Source organism: Novosphingobium sp. PhB57 (assembly GCF_004342985.1).
Lineage (GTDB): Bacteria > Pseudomonadota > Alphaproteobacteria > Sphingomonadales > Sphingomonadaceae > Novosphingobium.
Genome location: NZ_SMBO01000014.1, coordinates 47,045 through 65,455, shown reverse-complemented (window position 1 = coordinate 65,455; position 18,411 = coordinate 47,045). Strand labels below are relative to the sequence as shown.

At 65.3% G+C, this 18,411-nt stretch carries 14 protein-coding genes; 9 read left to right on the top strand and 5 right to left on the bottom strand.

What is annotated here, in order from left to right; translation table 11 throughout:
* Positions 1 to 419 precede the first annotated feature (419 nt).
* The 4 genes from EDF58_RS23620 to EDF58_RS23605 form a co-directional block, all read right to left on the bottom strand.
* Positions 420 to 1,202 carry a sulfite exporter TauE/SafE family protein gene (locus EDF58_RS23620; protein WP_132269988.1) on the bottom strand — a complete coding sequence of 261 codons (783 nt, stop codon included), beginning with the start codon at positions 1,200 to 1,202 and terminating at the stop codon, positions 420 to 422.
* A 34-nt stretch (positions 1,203 to 1,236) separates the two neighbouring features.
* Positions 1,237 to 3,702, bottom strand: coding sequence for a TonB-dependent receptor (locus EDF58_RS23615; RefSeq protein ID WP_132270002.1), 2,466 nt, complete (start codon positions 3,700 to 3,702; stop codon positions 1,237 to 1,239).
* A gap of 191 nt (positions 3,703 to 3,893) precedes the next feature.
* Positions 3,894 to 4,094, bottom strand: coding sequence for a YezD family protein (locus tag EDF58_RS23610; RefSeq protein ID WP_132269986.1), 201 nt, complete (start codon positions 4,092 to 4,094; stop codon positions 3,894 to 3,896).
* A 269-nt stretch (positions 4,095 to 4,363) separates the two neighbouring features.
* On the bottom strand, positions 4,364 to 4,804 hold the full coding sequence (locus EDF58_RS23605) for an Rrf2 family transcriptional regulator (RefSeq protein ID WP_132269984.1): 441 nt from the start codon (positions 4,802 to 4,804) through the stop codon (positions 4,364 to 4,366).
* A 422-nt stretch (positions 4,805 to 5,226) separates the two neighbouring features.
* Between EDF58_RS23605 and EDF58_RS23600 the strand changes: the two genes are divergently transcribed.
* From EDF58_RS23600 to EDF58_RS23560, 9 genes are all read left to right on the top strand, one after another.
* Positions 5,227 to 7,611, top strand: a complete 2,385-nt coding sequence (locus EDF58_RS23600; RefSeq protein ID WP_243654470.1) for a TonB-dependent receptor — start codon at positions 5,227 to 5,229, stop codon at positions 7,609 to 7,611.
* Positions 7,612 to 7,832: 221 nt separating this feature from the next.
* Positions 7,833 to 9,089, top strand: coding sequence for an MFS transporter (locus EDF58_RS23595; protein WP_132269982.1), 1,257 nt, complete (start codon positions 7,833 to 7,835; stop codon positions 9,087 to 9,089).
* A gap of 124 nt (positions 9,090 to 9,213) precedes the next feature.
* Entirely contained in the window at positions 9,214 to 10,428 is a 1,215-nt protein-coding gene (locus EDF58_RS23590; RefSeq protein ID WP_132269981.1) for an aromatic ring-hydroxylating dioxygenase subunit alpha, read from the top strand.
* 227 nt (positions 10,429 to 10,655) lie between these two features.
* Entirely contained in the window at positions 10,656 to 11,141 is a 486-nt protein-coding gene (locus EDF58_RS23585) for a VOC family protein (RefSeq protein ID WP_132269979.1), read from the top strand.
* A gap of 126 nt (positions 11,142 to 11,267) precedes the next feature.
* Entirely contained in the window at positions 11,268 to 12,050 is a 783-nt protein-coding gene (gene ygiD / locus EDF58_RS23580) for a 4,5-DOPA dioxygenase extradiol (protein WP_132269978.1), read from the top strand.
* A 44-nt stretch (positions 12,051 to 12,094) separates the two neighbouring features.
* Complete coding sequence (locus tag EDF58_RS23575) at positions 12,095 to 13,192, top strand: acetamidase/formamidase family protein (RefSeq protein ID WP_132269976.1); 1,098 nt, start codon at positions 12,095 to 12,097, stop codon at positions 13,190 to 13,192.
* Positions 13,193 to 13,281: 89 nt separating this feature from the next.
* Positions 13,282 to 14,094: a TauD/TfdA family dioxygenase gene (locus tag EDF58_RS23570; RefSeq protein WP_132269975.1), complete on the top strand. Its 813-nt coding sequence runs from the start codon at positions 13,282 to 13,284 to the stop codon at positions 14,092 to 14,094.
* Positions 14,095 to 14,153: 59 nt separating this feature from the next.
* Positions 14,154 to 15,353, top strand: coding sequence for a serine hydrolase domain-containing protein (locus tag EDF58_RS23565; RefSeq protein ID WP_132269973.1), 1,200 nt, complete (start codon positions 14,154 to 14,156; stop codon positions 15,351 to 15,353).
* Positions 15,354 to 15,409: 56 nt separating this feature from the next.
* Complete coding sequence (locus tag EDF58_RS23560) at positions 15,410 to 16,519, top strand: ionic transporter y4hA (protein ID WP_132269972.1); 1,110 nt, start codon at positions 15,410 to 15,412, stop codon at positions 16,517 to 16,519.
* 66 nt (positions 16,520 to 16,585) lie between these two features.
* On the opposite strand, the gene EDF58_RS23555 is transcribed toward EDF58_RS23560, so the two are convergent.
* Complete coding sequence (locus tag EDF58_RS23555; protein ID WP_132269970.1) at positions 16,586 to 18,391, bottom strand: AMP-dependent synthetase/ligase; 1,806 nt, start codon at positions 18,389 to 18,391, stop codon at positions 16,586 to 16,588.
* Positions 18,392 to 18,411 lie beyond the last annotated feature (20 nt).

Here is an 18,411-nt window from a genome sequence, read left to right as displayed (position 1 = left end):
GTAACGACTATCTACTGCCACCCCGAGCCCTGAAGCCCCGGGAGCAGGCGCCGTCGCCCACATGTCCCTTCATCTAAAACCTACAATGTCAAAGATCCACCAGACAAAAAACCCGGACAACCAGCCATCCCCGGTTTTAACCTCGGAGAGCATGTTGCCCGTAATGTCTTGGCGACCGCTGCAAGACCGTGTGGTCCGCTGCGGTGAGAGGCCCTCTAAGTGCCACCCGTGATTCGGTCAAACACTAATTTCAAAAAAACGACATATTTTCCAAAACTCGCGGGTCTCTGCGGGTTTCGCGGCCATGGAATTCCGGCCTCTCTTTTCAGCGCGGTTGGGGGCGGGCAGCGGATCCCTCCGTCCCGCCCCCAAAATCCGCGCCGCATGCCCCGAGTCTGGGCCGTTTCATCCGGGCCGTTTCAAAGGCCAGGGATCAGGTGCCACGCCTTCGCTATGCTGAAGAGGCTCGTTGCGATGAGAACGAACGACACGGCGAAGAGCAGTACGCGCGGAGGCACGCGCTTGGCGAGATAGGCGCCGAATGGAGCCGCCACGACGCCGCCGATGATCATCCCCACCGTCGCCGCGCTGAAGGCGCCGAAACCGAGCGTGGCGATGAACGAGATCGAGATCGTCAGCGCGAGCAGGAATTCGGCCGTGTTCACCGTGCCGATCACTTTGACCGGGTCTCCCCCCTGCACCAGCAGGTTGGAAGTGACCACCGGCCCCCAGCCGCCGCCGCCCGCCGCATCGAGGAACCCGCCGGCCACGGCCAGCGGCCGGGTCATGCGGGGATCCTCGAAACGGGGCTTCGACATGCGGATCGCCTTGATCAGCAGGTAGAAGCCGATGCCGGTCAGATAGAGCATGATATAGGGCCGGGCGACCGAGGCATCGATGTTGGAGAGCAGGTAGGCGCCAAGAATGCCGCCCACCACGCCGAAGGGGACCAGCCGCCTGAACAGGCCCCAGTCGACGTTGCGATGGACGATATGGCTCGCGCCCGAGGCACCCGTCGTGAAGATCTCCACGAGATGGGTGCTGGCCGAGGCTGCTGCCGGCGCCATGCCGAGGACGCTGACCAGCATCGTCTGCGAAATGACGCCGAAGGCCATGCCCAGGGCACCGTCGATGACTTGCGCTGCAAATCCGACGATGATGAAGGGCACGAGGTCCCCTATGCTTAGGCCGAGATCGAACATGAGGTGGTCCTCCCTGTTCCGTGGGTTGCGGGGATCAGAAGCTGTACCGAACGGTCATGCCCCAGGTGCGCGGATCTCCGGGAAGGCCGGCAATCAGGCCGGTGTTGCCCGGGCCGACGAAGAGCTGGTCGAAGTAGTTCTCGTCGAAGGCGTTGCGTACCCAGCCGTAGATGTCAAATCCGCTCTCGGCCCGGAAGCCCAGCCGGAAATTGGAAAGGCTATAGCCGTCCACCCAGGTATAGGCCGAAGGCGAAGGATTGGACGAGAAGTTCGATCGGTAGCTGCCGTCATATCCGAAGTAGACCTCACCCTCCTTGCCGAGCAGGGTGGCGGGGTTGTTGACCTCTGCGCCGAACGAGAACGACCACTTCGACACGCCGGGCAGGCGCTGGCCGGAGATGTTGCAGTTGGCCGGGCTGAGCGCGCCGGGAACGCCGGGCGCGCCGGGGGTCTGGGCCGAGGTTGCGGTGGTGCCGCCCGAAAGCTCCGGCGGGCAGGGTGCGTCCGTGAACTTGCGGTAAGTGGCGTCGGTATAGGCGCCGTTGACGTAGGCATTGAAGCGCTCGCTCGGACGGACCGAGAAGTCCCATTCCACGCCCTGCGAGCGTACCTTCTGGGCATTGGCGAGATAGCCGCGGAGCACGCCGTACTGGCCGTTGCTGACATTGGCCTGATAATTGCCGATGTCGGTGCGGAAGATCGACAGGTTGAAGGTCGCCCGGCGGTCCCAGAACTGGGTCTTGATACCGGCCTCGTAGTTGTGGACCGATTCGGGCTTCACCGTGGCGGAGGCCAGGATCGGGTTGTTCTGGGCGTCTACCGGCACGCCGTTCTGGTTGATGCCGCCCGATTTGAAGCTCTTGGCATATGTCGCATAGAACAGGATGTCCGGCGTGATCTTGTAGCTGGCGTTGAAATCGTAGCTGAAGTTCCAGTCGCTGAACTCGGGCGAGATTTCCTGCGGGGTGTAGATCGCCAGCTGCGCGGTCTGGCGTGCCGTATAGGACGCCTGGCCCAGCAGCAGTTCGTTGCCCTGGCCGTCGAACACGCGGCGCTGGTAGTAGCCTTCCTTCTTGTCGTAGTTCAGCCGCACGCCCGGCTGCAGGGTGAGTTCGGGCGTGAGATGCCAGCTGAGCTGACCGAACAGCGCGGCGCTCGTATTCTTGAGATACTGCGTATTGTTGGCGACGAGGCCGTTCAGCACGGAGGGGTCGTTGGAAAGCGCATTCGATGGCGCGATGCTCCAGCGGCTGGCCGCGGCGCCCTGCGCTTCGGTGCCCTGCGTATCGATCCGCTGATAGAAGCCGAAGGCGCCGACCACGAAGTCGATCTTGTCGCTGCTGTAGTTGTAGCGCAGCTCCTGCGTGTACTGGTCCTGCTGCGAGGGGTTCTGCGAGAGTGCGACGATCGGCAGGCCGGTGAAGTCGCGGTCGTTCGAAGGATCCCAGTCCCAGAACCGCCAGGCGGTGATCGAGGTCAGCTGACCCGCGCCCAGATCCCACTTCACGCGCAGCGAAGCGCCGCCGATCTTGTTCTTGGCCTGGAGCGGCGTGTCGAGATCGGTGCGCCGGTCGAAGGGGTTGGTGCTGGGCGGCACATAGCCCTGCGCGGCGGCGAGTGCGGCATATTGACGGTTCAGCGCGCGCTGCGTGAGGCCGGTGCGAACATAGACGGAGCCGCAGCAATTGGCGTCCTGGGTGCTGTAATCGCCGGCAAGCGTGATCGCCAGATCGGCAGTGGGCTGCCAGAGAAGCTGGCCGCGCAGGCCGAGGTTGTCCTGGCTCTGGATCCACTGGTCGGTGGTGACGTTGCGGATCGTGCCGCGCCGGTCGGTCGAGGATATCGCGAGGCGCGCCGCCAGCTTGTCGGTCAGCGGGCCGGAAATGGCGGCCTTGGCCTGCTTGAAGTTGTAATTGCCGATCGACACTTCCGCCTTGCCTTCGAAATCGAAGGTCGGCTGGTTGGTGGTGATGTTGATGGCGCCTGCCGTGGTGTTCTTGCCATAGAGCGTGCCCTGCGGGCCGCGCAGCACCTCGATCTGGGCAACGTCCAGGAAGTCGAACGTGGCCGAGGCGACACGCGAATTATAGACATCGTCGATGTAGATGCCGACGCCCTGCTCGATCCCGTCGTTTGTCAGGCCGAACGGCACGCCCAAGCCGCGAATGTTCACGGCGGTGTTGCGCGGATTGGAGGAATAGAACTGCAGGGTCGGCGTCAGCTGCTGGAGGCGCCCGACGTTGAACGAGCCGGTGGAATCGATGTGCTCTCCGCCCACCACCGAGATCGCCAGCGGCACTTCCTGGCTGGATTCCTGGCGGCGGCGCGCCGTGACGAAGATTTCGTTGCCCCGGTCATGCGCGCCGGTGCCGACGGAGGTCGGCGATTCCTGTTCGGCGGCGGAATCTGCAGAGGAACCTGCAGCGGCATCTGCGGTAGCCACGGCAGGAGCCGCGCCGGGTGCGGTCTCGCCGGCCAGCGCGGGCGTGGCGGCCAGCATCAGCGGGGCGAGCGTGAACGTCAGGCATGCGAGCGGAAGCGGGGCCGGCAGCGGCCCGCGAATGGTCTTTCTCATGAGATCCCCCTTGTTTTTTCGAAGGGCCTCACATCCGGTGGTCCGGTCTGGTTGGCAGGAAATTGATTTCCCCGGTCAGCGATTGCCGGGTCGGTAACTGCCGGGGCAGCGCGCGCTTATGAAGCGAAGCGCCGCCGCTCGGTGATGTCGAGCTGCACCAGCTTGCCATCGTGGACTGTCAGTTGGATGACGCCGTAGCGCATCTGGTCCAGGGCATCGGCGACCACTTCGAGCGGTGCCGCCTTGGGATCGTCATTCCCGGAATCCCTGGAGAGGTGCCGTCCCGATCGCTGGTTGTCCGATAACGGTTGAGACATTGCGTATCTTCCTCTGAGCGCGGCTCTTCCCCGCCGCTGCCCCTCTCTATTCTCAACTGAATAAGTAGACAATACACCTAGCCGAAAGTTTCTCGTTTTCGCGCCCAAGCAAAAACTATTTACGCCGAAGCGATGTCTGGCATTGCCCTTCGACGGATATGGCAATTTCGGGGGACTTAACGGGCACGGCTGACTTTTCGTTCGCCGATTGCCATTGAAAATGAGGGAGTTGGCCGAAGAAAGCGCCCGGCTATGCGCCGCGTCCGCAATCAGTCCTGATCGTCGACCTGGGCGGGGACGGGATCGATGCGATCCGAAAGTCTTACTCCGTCCAGCAGTTCGGCGGTCCGGTCGCGCACTTCCAGCATCAGGGCGCGCGTACGACAATCGCCCTCTTCCAGACAGTTCTTGCACTTCTCGTGCGCGAAGCGGCTGGCGCAGGGCACCAGCGCCAGGGAGCCACGCATCAGGCGGATAAGGTCGCCATAAGTGATGTCGATCGGAGACACCGCCAGCCGATAGCCGCCATCCTTGCCGCGCTGGGAATCGACGATCCCGAAACGGCTCAGTTCGGACAGGATCGTGGTGAGGAACTTGGCGGGAATGTTCTGTGCTTCCGCGATCTGCGCGAGCTGGATCGGACCCTGCCCGTAGTTGTCGGCAAGATGCTGCATGGCGCGGATGGCATAGCGGGTTTTCTGCGAAAGCACGCCTCCGTCATGCCGCACCCTTCGTGGCGATGGCAAGGCCGTTGAGGCCGCATTTCACAGATTGTCAGTCGCTTCGGTTGACAAGCATCGGGCCGGTCAACGCAGGCCGCGACGGGGCGGGCGCGGAGGCGCAGTTGTCGCTCTGGCCTTTGCGGCTTGACCCGGGCGCCCCGTGGCCCCCGCATTTTGCGGTGCAAAAGGATAGAGACCGCCCCACATGGCGTAGCCCCGCACCGATAATCTTCCGAATATCGGCGATTTCCATCAGCCCTGCCCTTCGCGGCAGGGGTCACCGATCAAGTACTTATTCGCAAATGCACAAGACCCGATCCGCTCCTCGCGACAGATTTTCCCACAAGCGGCCAAAACCACAAACGAGCCGCACACCCGGGAATCGGTCTGACTTTGTTCGGGGAGCTACCATGATGATAAGCACGTCTCGATTTGCCTACGCGCTCGCCTCGAGCGTCTCCCTCCTGGCCTTCGCCTCGGCCAGCGCCCATGCGGAAGAAGCGGATGCCGCCGCCGCGGTGGCAGCCGCCGTGTCGGCGGAAGGCCTTACCGACATCGTCGTCACTGCCGAACGCCGGGACGTCAGCCTGCAGCAGGCCCCGCTTTCCGTCAGCGCGATCACGGCCGAGACGCTGAAGGCCGCGAACATCAACGACATCACCGGGCTCAACGGCACCGTGCCGGGCCTGGTCGTCGCCAAGAGCGGCGGCGGAGAGCGCATCATCACCATTCGCGGCGTGGGTTCGGAAACGCCGGAGAACACCAACACCCAGCCGGGCGTGTCCTACCACATCGACGGCGTCTATATCTTCAACTCGATCGCCGCGAGCGCCGCCTTCATCGACGTGGCCCAGGTGGAAGTGCTGCGCGGGCCGCAAGGCACGCTGTTCGGTCAGGGTTCGACCGGCGGCACCATCAATGTCGTCTCGATCGAGCCGAGCACGGACGCCATCAGCGGAAATGTGAACGCCGGCTACGGCAACTACAACTACATGGAAGGCTCGGCCGCGCTGAACGTGCCGCTTTCCGATAGCCTGGCGGTGCGCGGCGCCTTCCAGTTCACCAAGCACGACGGCTATGCCCATGCCACCGAAGTGCCGGGCACCCGCAAGTACGACCTCGACGATCAGGACGAAACCGGCTGGCGGCTCGGCGCCAAGTGGCAGCCGGCCTCCAACTTCTCGATCGTGTTGAACACCGTCCAGTTCACCAGCAACACCAACGGCCCCGCGCAGAAGAACATCCTGGATCCCAACCCGGATCCGCGCGAACTGACGCAGGACTATCCCGGCCGTTCGGTGGTCAAGACCCAGCTCTACACCGGCGTCGTCAAGTGGGAGACGCCGTTCGCCACGATCAAGTCGATCACCGGCTACCAGAAGCTCCACTCCGAGCAGGCCTGGGATGCAGACGGCCTCGACACGGCCCTGTTCTATGCCCAGACCTACAACCCGGTCAGCTTCACCGGCGTCGCTTACGACCATGTGCCGCTCTGGGAATCGGATACCAAGAGCTGGAGCCAGGAGATCAACCTGACCTCCAACGGCACCGGCCCGTTCAGCTGGGTGCTCGGCGGCGTCTATCTCCATTCGTCGAACGACCAGTACGTCAACGAATACCGCAGCGACGACGACAACTTCCTGCAGGAAGCCCTGCCCACCGACACCGCCTGGAACGACCCGCTCGTCGCCAACCTGACCTATGCCGAGCTGTCGACGATCAAGCGCGACCTCTATGCCGTCTTCGCGCAGGGCACCTACAACCTCACCAGCCAGCTCAAGCTGACGGCCGGCGTGCGCTACAACCACGACAAGGCCACCGGCACATACGATTCGATGTCCGGCGGCACGTCCGGCCAGACCTCGGGCGCCTACCTCCAGCCCAGCTCGACCGGCGGCCGCAAGGGCGACGCCTGGACCGGCAAAGTCGCGCTCGACTACCAGATCACGCCCAGCAACATGGTCTATGCAAGCTGGACGCGCGGCTTCAAGCCGGGCGGCATCAACTCGGCAGCCTCCACCGGAGGCAGCTACTCGATCCTGCCGACCTACAAGCAGGAGACCGTCGATTCCTTCGAAATCGGCACCAAGAACCGCTTCCTGGGCGATACGCTCCAGCTCAACGGCTCTGCCTTCCTCTATAATTACAAGAACATGCAGTTCCTGGAGGAAGACCCGATCCTCTACGGCGAAGGCATCAGCAACGCACCCAAGGCGCGGGTCTACGGCCTGGAACTCGAAGGCTCCTACATCCCCACCGAGGGCCTGCGCTTCGACGCGTCGCTGTCGTGGCTGGAAGGCGAGTTCACCTCGCACTACCTTGCGCTCGATCCGACCAATGCCGCGAACGCCCAGAATGCGGCGGGCTATCCCGACTACCTGTTCTGGACCAACTTCTACGCCGCCACCCTGGCGCGCGACGCCGCGCGCGAGGACATCAAGGGCAACCGCATTCCCAAGCTGCCGCGCTGGCAGGGCAATGTGGCGGCGACCTGGAACGGCAAGGTCGGCCCGGGCGAGCTGACCGCCCGCGCCCAGATGATCTACCGGGGCAAGTACCAATACCGCCTGTTCAACGAAGGCGACGTGGACCTCACGCCTTCCTACACCCAGGTCAATGCCATGCTGAAGTACGAGCCGGAGGGCACCAATACCAACGTGACCCTGCGGGTGATCAACCTGTTCGACAGCAACGGCATCAACTCGCGGTTCTCCGACCCCTATGGCAGCGCCCAGGTGATGGACACGTACATTCCGCCGCGCCAGGTGATCCTTTCGGTCGGCTACAAGTTCTGATCCCTTCCGGCGTTCGCCGGAAAGCAGGAGGGCGCGGCGACTTCGGTCTCCGCGCCCTTCCCGTTTCCGGACATGCCGGCCACTTCCCCGCCGCGGGCCTTGTCCCGGCGTTTCGATCAACTATCTAGGCGCCCGTCATCAAGAGTGTGCAGCCGCAGCATGAGAGCCTGCACCGCGTGTCAGTCCGCGATTCCGTCCGGACGAAGCCCGCAGGAGTAGCAATGCCGCGCAGTGCCCTCGTCCTTTTCGCCGCCTCTCTGGGGTTCTTCTTCGTGACGGCGACGACGTTCACCTCGCTGGGCTACGTCCTCTACACGATGGTCGCGCAGCTCGGCTGGTCGAAGGCCGCCGCCGGCCTCAGCTTCTCGCTGCTGGGCCTTGCCTGCGGCCTCGCGAGCCCTCTGCCGCCATTGCTGATGAAATCCATCGGCACGCGGCTGACGATGTTCGCGGGCTGCCTGGTGCTGGCGGCCGGGTTCTTCATCGCCTCCCAGATCGAGCATCTCACCCTCTTCTTCGTGGCCACCACGCTGATGGGCGTGGGCTTCTCGCTGATCGCCCCCTCCCCCGCCGTCTATCTACTGGCGACATGGTTCCCCCGCACCTCGGCGCGGATGATCGGCTTCTACTTCATGAGCGGCGCGGCGGGCGGGATCGCCGGGCCGCTGATCGTGGGCGCCATCGTCGGCATGACCGGGGACTGGCGCCTCCACTGGCTGGTCATGGCCGTGAGCGCGCTGGCGCTCGGCCTGATCTGCCTGGTCTGCATCCGCGACGCCGTGAAAGTGGAGAGCGTGGAACAAGTGAAGGGCGCGGGCCACGAACAGGACGCTCCCACCGAGCGAAGCGCCTGGACCGTGCGCCAGGCCCTGACGAGCCCCAGCTTCCTGATCCTCGCGCTGATCATGACGGTGGTGCAGACCGCCGTCACTTCCGCCCATTCGATCCTGGTGGCCCATGTCGCCAACCTCGGCGAAGGCGCGGCGCCCGGCGCGATCGCCATGAGTCTGCTCGCCTTTGCCGGAACCGGCGCCAAGGGCGTGACCGGCGCCTTGTGCGAACGCGTCGATCCGCGCCGCATCCTCATTGCCGGGCTCGCGCTTCAGGCCCTGGCCATGGCGCTGCTCTGGTCCGCCTCGCTGGTGCTGGTGGCCACTGCCGCCGCCGCGCTGTTCGGGCTGGGCTGGGGCATGGCCTGGCTTTCCGCCCATATCCTGCTGCTGCGCTATTTCGGCGCCGGCATCGCGGGGGACATGACGGCCATGGCCACCACCGCCACGACATTCGCCGTGCTCGGCCCGATCGGCGCCGGACGCATCGCCGACGTGACGGGCGGCTACGGCCTTGCCATCCTGATCTTCGCCCTGCTGCTGGCGGCCGCCACGATCGTCGCCGTGCTGTTCCTGCGCGCTCCGGTGCGCCTGCCCGCCGCGGCCGAGCCCGACATCGCCGACGGCGCGCTGCTTCCGGCCGAATAGGCGCCTGCCAAAAGTCCCTGCGCCCAGTGCAAAGCATGGACTGCGCAGGCCCGCTAGTCTGGCCGGGTAGCGGGAGGACGCAGGGCGTTCTCCCCGGTCTCACCGACATGGGGATCAGGCAGGAATGACTCTACTCAACGACCCGTTCTTCGACAGCCTCGGCAGCTCCATCAAGAACACGCTCGAGGCCGACACGCTGCCTCCGGCCTGCTATACCGACGAGGAATTCCACCACTTCGAAAAGGCCGCGCTGTTCGAGCACGAATGGCTCTGCGTCGGCCGCGCCGAATGGCTGGAGCAGCCTGGCGACTTCTTCACGGTGACGCGCGCCGAAGAACCGATCATCGTCACCAAGACCCGCGACGGCAGCGTGAAAGCGCTCTCCGCGGTCTGCCAGCACCGCGCCATGCTGGTGGCGGAAGGGCACGGCAATGCCCGTGCCTTCGTGTGCCCCTATCACCACTGGACCTATGACCTGGACGGTACGCTGGTGGGCGCTCCGGCGATGAACCGGACCTGCAATTTCGACCGGAAAGCGGCGAGCCTGCCCGAGATCCGCCACGAGATCTGGCATGGCTTCGTGTTCATCAACCTCGATCCCGCGGCGGAACCGCTCACCCCCCGCCTGGCCGGCCTGGAGGCCGTCGTCGCCAACTACGATTTCGCCAGCCTGCGCGGTCCCCGTCCCGAGGAGGCCACCGTGTTTCCGTGGAACTGGAAGGTCATGCTGGAGAACAACAACGACGGCTACCACGCCAGCCGCCTGCACGCGGGGCCGCTGCACGACTTCATCCCGAGCGGGCTGGCCTCGTTTCCCGAGGTGCCCGAGAATTCGGCGGGCTATTACCGGCTCAACGGCACGCTTCACAAGAACGCTGCCTTCAATGCCACGCAGAAGGCGATCTTCCCGGTGTTTCCGAAACTCACCGAGGAAGAGCAGAACCGCCTCCTGTTCGTGAACCTGCCGCCCAGCCTCTCGCTGGTCGTGCTCAACGATACCGTGCTCTACCTCATCATGGACCCGCGCTCGGCCCAGTCACACGCGCTGACCATCGGCACGCTGATGGTGCCCGAGGCGATGGACGATCCGCTGTTCGAACTGAAGATGAAGATGAACGACACGGCCGTCGAAGAGATCGTCAGCCAGGACTTCCATGTCGACGAACTGGTCCAGCAGGGCCTGCGCTCCAAGTTCGCGCCGCGCGGCCGCTATTCCTGGCAGGAGGGCGCCCAGCGGCTGCTCAACGTCTGGCTGGTCGAACGCTACCGCCGCGAATGGGACCGTCGCCGCGGGCCGCAGAACCCCCTGCCCGCGCCGATCACCCGCCTGCGCGCCTGATACACAGAGTTTTACCGTCACCCATTCCCGACGGTCTGCGGCGTCCGGTCTCGTACCGGGCGCCGCCTTTTCTTGAGCGGCGCGAGGAGTCAACGATTCGTGCGCGTCGTGGCGAGCGCCGGTCCAGACACCCGTTACCCCTTGCGAGCCAGCGGCGGCACCGGCCCACGCGGGCCGGTGCCGCCCAAAATCCACCTTCGGCGGATTTTCAAACACAAGGAGCCGCTATGACCAACACCCTCATCTTCGTCGATTTCGCCACTGACGATCCGGCCAGGGCCGGCGAGTTCTACGCCGAAGTCTTCGGCTGGGAGAACGACGCGCGCCCTCACGGCATCTATCACCGCATGGTCCCCGGCGGCTTCTTCCAGAACAAGGACGGCAGCGACAGCCAGATCGGCAATCTCCACCTCGGCGTGTTCGATGCGAACAATGCCCGCCCGCATCCGAATCCCGAAGGCGTGGAGCCGCGCACACTGTCCACCGAGGGCCGCAAGGCGCGCATCTGGGTCCTCATCGGCGACGACGACAGCCCCGAGCGCATCCTTGAAACCGCCGAGAAGCTGGGCGGCAAGGTGCTCTGGCGCAATCACTACTGGAAAGAGTTCAACGGCTACAACCACGCCTTCGCGGACCCCTGGGGCAACGAAATCCTGCTCTGGGGCAAGGCGGGCGAGAATCCGCAGATCCCCGGGGACTACACGCGCGAATAGGAAACGGGCTTCCCCGGCGGCGCGACAAGTTCTTGTGCGCGCCGCCGCAAGACCGCCCGGCCCCCTTCTCCATAGCCTGCGAGCATAGACAACAACCCCCAACCAGTACCGGGAGCCAGACGTACAATGAGCCGCCTTCCCATCGTTTTCTTCGGACATGGCAGCCCGATGGTGGCGCTGGAAAAGAGCCCCGTCACCCGCACCTGGAACCAGATCGCGAGCAGCATCGGCAAGCCGCGCGCGATCCTGTGCATCTCGGCCCATTGGCAGACGCGCGGCACCGCCGTCACCGCCATGGCCCAGCCGCGCACGATCCATGACTTCGGCGCCTTCCCGCAGGCCCTGTTCGACGTGCAGTACCCCGCCCCCGGCGATCCGGAGCTGGCCGAGCGCGTGCGCGAACTGCTCAGCCCCATGCCGGTGAACCTGGATGCCAACTGGGGCCTGGACCACGGCACCTGGTCAGTGCTCGTCCATGCCTATCCCGAGGCGGACGTGCCGGTGATCCAGCTTGGCATGGACCTTGGCAAGAGCGCGGCCGAACACTGGCTGGTCGGCCGCATGCTGCGCCCGCTGCGCGACGAGGGCGTGCTGATCATGGGCACCGGCAATATCGTCCACAACCTGCCCGCCATGGACTGGGCCAACCCCGCCGCCGATCCCTATCCCTGGGCGGAGCAGTTCAACGCCGCGATGTGCAAGGCGATCGCCTCGGACGATCCGCAGACCGTGATCGACTACGCGGCGCTGGGCGATGCCGCCCGGCTCTCGGTGCCCAGTTCCGACCATTTCCTGCCGCTGCTCTACGTCCTGGGCGCCCGCCATGAGGACGAAGCGGCGACGTTCGAGCCCGATTTCATCCAGCACAAGTCGCTCAGCATGACGAGCGTGCGGATCGGCGCCGCGTAAAGCCGCACGCGCCCCGACCTCTTTCCTTCCCAACAGGAGTTCCGATGGCACTGATCAGCCTAAAGCCCGAGCCAGCAAGGGAGACGGCCCTCCAGCCGTCGGCCCTGCACCATCTTCGGGCCACGCCGGAAACGGTGCACTGGGGCTACTTCTCGCCCGAGATCAAACCGGCGCTTTATGTGAAAAGCGGCGACCTGATCCAGGCGCAGGCCGTCACGCACCATGCCGGCGACGATCCGGAACTGATGTTCGACGACGACATCCGCCGCATCTTCACCGAGATCGACCCCGCCACCCGCGCGCCGGGCTGCCACATCATGACCGGCCCGATCTTCGTCGAGGGCGCGGAGCCCGGCGACATGCTGGAAGTGCGCTACATGGCGATGCGCCCGCGCTTCAACTACGGCTCGAACCTCGCGGCCAACTGGGGCCATCTCTACCAGGAATTCGGCGAAACCGAGCGCGTCACGATCTACAAGATCGACCCCAACGCCAATACCGCCAGCGCGCTCTACGCCTATGACGTGGACGAGAAATACGTGGTCCCCGGCCGCATCACCCATTGCCCGGAATGCGACCGTTCGGCCGCGTTGCCCGGCATCACCATCCCGGCCCGCCCGCACCTGGGCACGGCGGGTGTCGCGCCGGCCGTCAACGAGGCAGTCAGCACGATTCCCCCCGGCCTTCACGGCGGCAATATCGACAACTGGCGCATCGGCGCGGGCGCGACGATGTACTACCCGGTGCAGGTCAAGGGCGGCCTGTTCTCGATCGGCGACCCCCATATCAGCCAGGGCGACGGAGAGATCAGCGGCACGGCCATCGAAGCCTCGCTCGACGTCCTGTTCCAGATCGTGCTGCGCAAGGACTTCTCGTTCCCCTCGCCGCTGCTGGAAACGCCCGATTGCTGGATCGTCCACGGCTTCGGCGAGAACCTCGACAAGGCGATGAAGTCGGCCTCGATCGACATGCTCCACCTCCTCACCGAGCACCAGGGTCTCTCCCGCAACGACGGTTATTCGCTGATGAGCGTCGCCGCCGACTTCGGGGTGACTCAGGTGGTGGACGGCACCCAGGGCATTCACTGCCGCATCGAACGCCGAATCTTCCCCGAGAAGGGCAGCGTTAGAGACCCTGAATAGGAACGGCCCCAATAACAACGAACGCACCGGATGCGAGAGCCCTCACTCCGCATCCGGTGCGTGCCCACGAAGAAAACCGGAGCCCGACAATGGGTTATGAATTGATCGACGTCCGCCCCATGACCAAGCGCATCGGCGCGGAGATCTTCGGGATCGATTTGCGCCAGCCGCTCGGCAACCAGGCCTTCACGGAGATTCACGATGCGCTGATGAAGCACCAGGTGGTGTTCTTCCGCGATCAGGACATCGATCACGAAGCCCACAAGGCCCTTGGCCGCGCCTTCGGCCAACTGGCGATCCATTCCGGCGTCGCCGGGCTTCCCGACCATCCCGAAGTCGTGGCCATCCATGCCAACGAGAATTCGAAGTTCGTCGCGGGCGAGAACTGGCATTCGGACCTTTCGGCCGACGCCGAGCCGCCGATGGGCTCGATCCTCCATATCCACACGCTGCCCGAGGACGGCGGCGACACCCTGTTCGCCAGCATGTATGCCGCTTACGACGCGCTGTCCCCGGCGATGAAGGCCTTCCTCGATCCGCTGACCGCCGTTCACGACGCCAATCCCGTCTACAAGGCGATCTTCCCGGATTCGACCCGGACCTACCCCTGCAATTCGCACCCGGTGATCCGCACCCATCCAGTGACGGGCCGCAAGCTGCTCTTCGTGAACTCTTCCTACACCACGAAGATCAACGAACTGTCAGGCACCGAGAGCAAGGCCGTGCTCGATTTCCTGTTCGAGCACGTCAAGGACGCCAATTTCCACGTCCGCTTCCGCTGGCGGAAGAACTCGGTGGCCTTCTGGGACAACCGCTGCACGCAGCACTTCGCGGTGTGGGACTACTTCCCCGAAGTCCGCTCCGGCTTCCGCGTGACCGTGGCCGGCGACCGGCCATTCTGACCCTGCGCGCCGGCCTGCGCCTGCTGCTCGCCGCATCGGCGCTGAGCTGCACAGCGCCGATGCTGGCCGATTCTCCGGCGGAAAGGCTGAAAGGCGAACTCGGCGCCATGGTCGCGGCGGGAGAATTGCCGCAGGCGCTGGTGCTGATCGAGCAGCATGGCACGCCGCTGGTGGAAATCGCCATCGGGCATGCCGACATCGAGACCGGCACACCGATCGCCCGCGACGCGATCTTCCGCCTCTATTCGATGTCGAAGCCGATCACCTCCGTCGGCATCCTGATGCTTGCCGAAAGAGGCAAGCTCGCGCTGACCGACCCTATCGGCAAGTACCTCCCGGCAATGGCGCACCTGCGGGTCTGGGACGGAAGCAGCAACAGCCCGGCCGAAACCGTGGCCGCGGCCGGCCCGGTCACGATCGAGGACTTGCTGCTCCACCGCTCCGGCCTGACCTACGAGTTCATGGGCGATACGCCGGTCCAGCGCTGGTACCGCGAACACGGCGTCAGCCGCACCACGGCGGTGGCCAGTGCCGGGCCGCAGGTTCCGCCTGCCGCCACGCTGGATGCACTGATCGCCCGCCTCGGCAAGGCGCCGCTGCTCCACCAGCCGGGAGAGCGCTTCAGCTACGGATTTTCAACTACGGTGCTCGGCGCGGTGATCGAGCGCGTGTCGGGCGAGAGTCTCGATGCCTTCCTCCAGTCGCAGATCTTCGGCCCTCTGGAGATGAAGGACACCACGTTCGTGGTGAGCGACGCGCAGGCCCCGCGCCTTGTCACCGGCTATGTCGCCAGTGCCGAGGGCCTGAGGCCGGTGGACCGCCGGGAAACCTCGGAATACCGCGACCCCGCTCGATTGCGCGACGGCGGAGGCGCCTTGGCGGGAACGCTGGAGGACTATCGCCATTTCGCGGAGATGCTGGCCAACCGCGGCACCTGGCGGGGCCGGCGCCTGCTGAGGCCGGAAACCGTCGACGCCATGTTCACCCCGCGCCTGCGCACCGGTGGCGGAGAGCATCTCGATGCGGGTTTCGGCCTGGGGCTTGCCATCGGCGATGCCGGCACCGAGGCCCGGGGCGGACTGCCGGTCGGCGCCGGAAGCTGGTCGGGCTCGGCCAATACCTACTTCTTCGTGGACCCCGCGCACGCCGTGGTGGCCGTTCTCATGACCAACGAACTCACCCCCGGCGCATTCGAGGCGCGGACCTGGAAGCTGCGCGAGGCGCTGGACCGGGCGACACTGGCGGTCGTGCAGCGCTAGGCGGCCATCTTGCGGCGAAACTGGCCCTCGGGCCGAATTCGCCTATAGTGCCGGACATGAGCGACACGTCCCCAGCCGCCGCCGCGAAACCCGCGACATTCCCCTGTTTCGGCCTTTCGCCCTGGGCCATCGCCGTCCCCCTGATCGCCATCGCCGCCATCGCGCTGGGCAAGCCTTCAGGCATCCCGATGGCGGTCGTGCTGGCGCTGGTGCTCGGCGGAGCGATCATGTCGGCGGTCTACCATGCCGAAGTGATCGCGCACCGCGTGGGCGAGCCGTTCGGCACGCTGATCCTGGCCTTCGCCGTCACCGTGATCGAAACCTCGCTGATCGTCTCGATCATGCTGAGCGACGGCAATGGCACCCAGACCCTGGCGCGCGACACGGTTTTTGCCGCCGTGATGATCACGATCAACGGCATCGTCGGCGTCTGCCTGCTGCTGGGGGGCGGGCGGCATCACGAACAAGGCTATACGCAATCGGGCGTCAACCACGGGTTGGCGATCCTGGCGACGCTTTCGGTGCTGACGCTGGTGATGCCGAACTACACCACGAGCGAGGCCGGGCCCTTCTACAACGCCAACCAGCTGATCTTCGTCGCCGCGGATTCGCTGATCCTCTATGCGACGTTCGTCGTGGCCCAGACCATCCGTCACCGGGACCATTTCCTCTATCCCGAAGAGAGCGACGGCACGCATGAGAAGGTTCCGGCGGTCAAGGCCATCGCCGCGGGCGTCATGCTGCCGGTGGCGCTGATACCCGTGGTCCTGCTGGCCAAGGCGCTCTCGCCCTCGATCGAGGCGGGCGTTGCCGCCATGGGCGCGCCGCATGCCATGGTCGGCATCATCATCGCCGCGCTGGTGCTGGCACCGGAGAGCCTCGCCGCGCTGTCGGCGGCGCGCGCGAACCGGGTGCAGACCAGCCTCAATCTCGCGATCGGCTCCGCGCTGGCCACCATCGGCCTGACGATCCCCGCCGTCGCCATCGCCTCCATGGCCATGGGGCTGGACCTTGAACTGGGCCTCTCCTTCAAGTCGATCGCCCTGCTCGGCCTGACGCTGCTGGTGGCGACGATGACGCTGAGCACCGGGCGGACCACGCTCGTCCAGGGCATGGTCCATCTGGTGATCTTCTCGACCTACCTCTTCACCACGCTGGTGCCGTGACGATGGTTTCTGCCAGGCGGCAGGTGGCGTAAAGGGCCACCCGGCCCCTAACCCCGGTTTGCGGCCTCAGTTGCGGTAGAGCGCGTCCATCCGCTCGCCATAACGCTCCTTGAGCTTGTGGCGGCGGATCTTGAGGCTGGGGGTCATTTCCTCGTTCTCGATCCCGAAGGGTTCGTCCGCGAACGTGAACTGGCGGACCTTCTCGATCACCGAAAGGTCGGTGTTGACGCGGTCTATCGCCGCGCGGATCTCCGCCCGGAACGCCGGGAGACCCTGCAGCGCCTTGAAGTCGAATTTCTCGCCGTTGGCCTTGGCCCATTCCAGCGCCCAGTCGGCATCGGGAACGATCAGGCCGACGATGTAGGGGCGGCGGTCGCCGTGGACCATGGCCTGCGCGATCTCGGGCTGCAGCGTCAGCATCGACTCCACCTTCTGCGGAGAGACGTTGTCGCCCTTGTCGTTGACGATCATGTCCTTTTTGCGGTCGGTGATCATGATCCGCCCGCGACTGTCGATATGGCCGATGTCGCCGGTATGGAGCCAGCCGTCCCGGAGCACGGCATCGGTGGCGGCAGCGTTCTGCCAGTACCCCTGCATCACCAGTTCGCCGCGCACGAGGATCTCGCCGTCCTCGGCAATCCGCACTTCGACATTGCGAAGCGGCGGCCCGACGGTGTCGTGCTTGATCCCGGCGGCGGGACGGTTGCAGCTGATCACCGGCCCGGCCTCGGTCTGGCCATAGCCCTGCAGCAGCGTCAGCCCCATCGCGTCGAAGAAGGCGCCGATCTCGGGATTGAGCGGCGCGCCGCCCGAAACCAGGGCCTTGATGCGGCCGCCGAACTTGGCGCGCACCTTGGGCCGCAGCGTCCGTTCGATCACCATGTCGAGCGGATAGTCCAGCAGGCGGCGACGGCCGGCCTGCTCGCGCCCGGCAATGCCCAGCGCCATTTCCATCAGGCGCGCGGGAACGGCGCCCTGCTTCTCGATCTGCTTCATGATGCGCGTGCGCAGCACTTCGAAGAGGCGCGGGACGACGACCATGATCGTCGGGCGCACTTCCTCGATATTGGAGGCCAGTTTGTCGAGGCCCTCGGAATAGTAGATCTGCCCGCCCATGGCGATCGGCAGGTACTGGCCGCCGGTATGTTCGTAGGCATGGCTGAGCGGGAGGAACGAGAGGAATATCTCGCCTTCGTCGCAGCCGAAATCGTCGAAGATGATCTGCGCGCAGCCGGCGACGTTGGTCAGGATCATGCCGTGGTGCTGGCGCACCCCGCGCGGCGCCCCGCCGGTGCCGCTGGTATAGATGATGCAGGCAAGGTCGCGGCGGCGGAAGTCGGCCACCCGGCTGTCGATTTCGGCGCGCGCGCGAAGGGCGTCGCCTTCGAGCAGGCCCGCCCAGTCATGGACCTCGTAGGCACCGCCCTGCATCTGCGGCAGTGCTTCCATGCCGATGACATGGCGGCACAAGTCCGTCTGGACGATAGCGGGAAGCAGCGCCTTGCCCAGCTTGGCCGTGGAGACGATCGCCGCGCGCGCGCCGGAATTCTCCAGGATATGAATGTGATCGCGCGTGGTGTTGGTGGTGTAGGCCGGCACGGTGACGCAGCCCGCCGCCATCACGGCCAGGTCCGCGATGCACCATTCGGGCCGATTTTCCGACACGATCAGCACGCGGTCTCCGGCCTGCAAGCCCATGCGCCGGAGCGAGGCAGCCATCAGCGAGACGCGGCGCGCCACCTCGGCCCAGCTCGTGGACAGCCATCGGCCGTCCTGCTTGGACCAGAGCATGGGCGAATCGCCCAATCGGTCTGCTCGCTTGAGGAACAGCGATACCAGGTTGGTGCACTTGTCGAAGTCACCAAGATCCATGCCGAGCCCCGTCCTCTCTA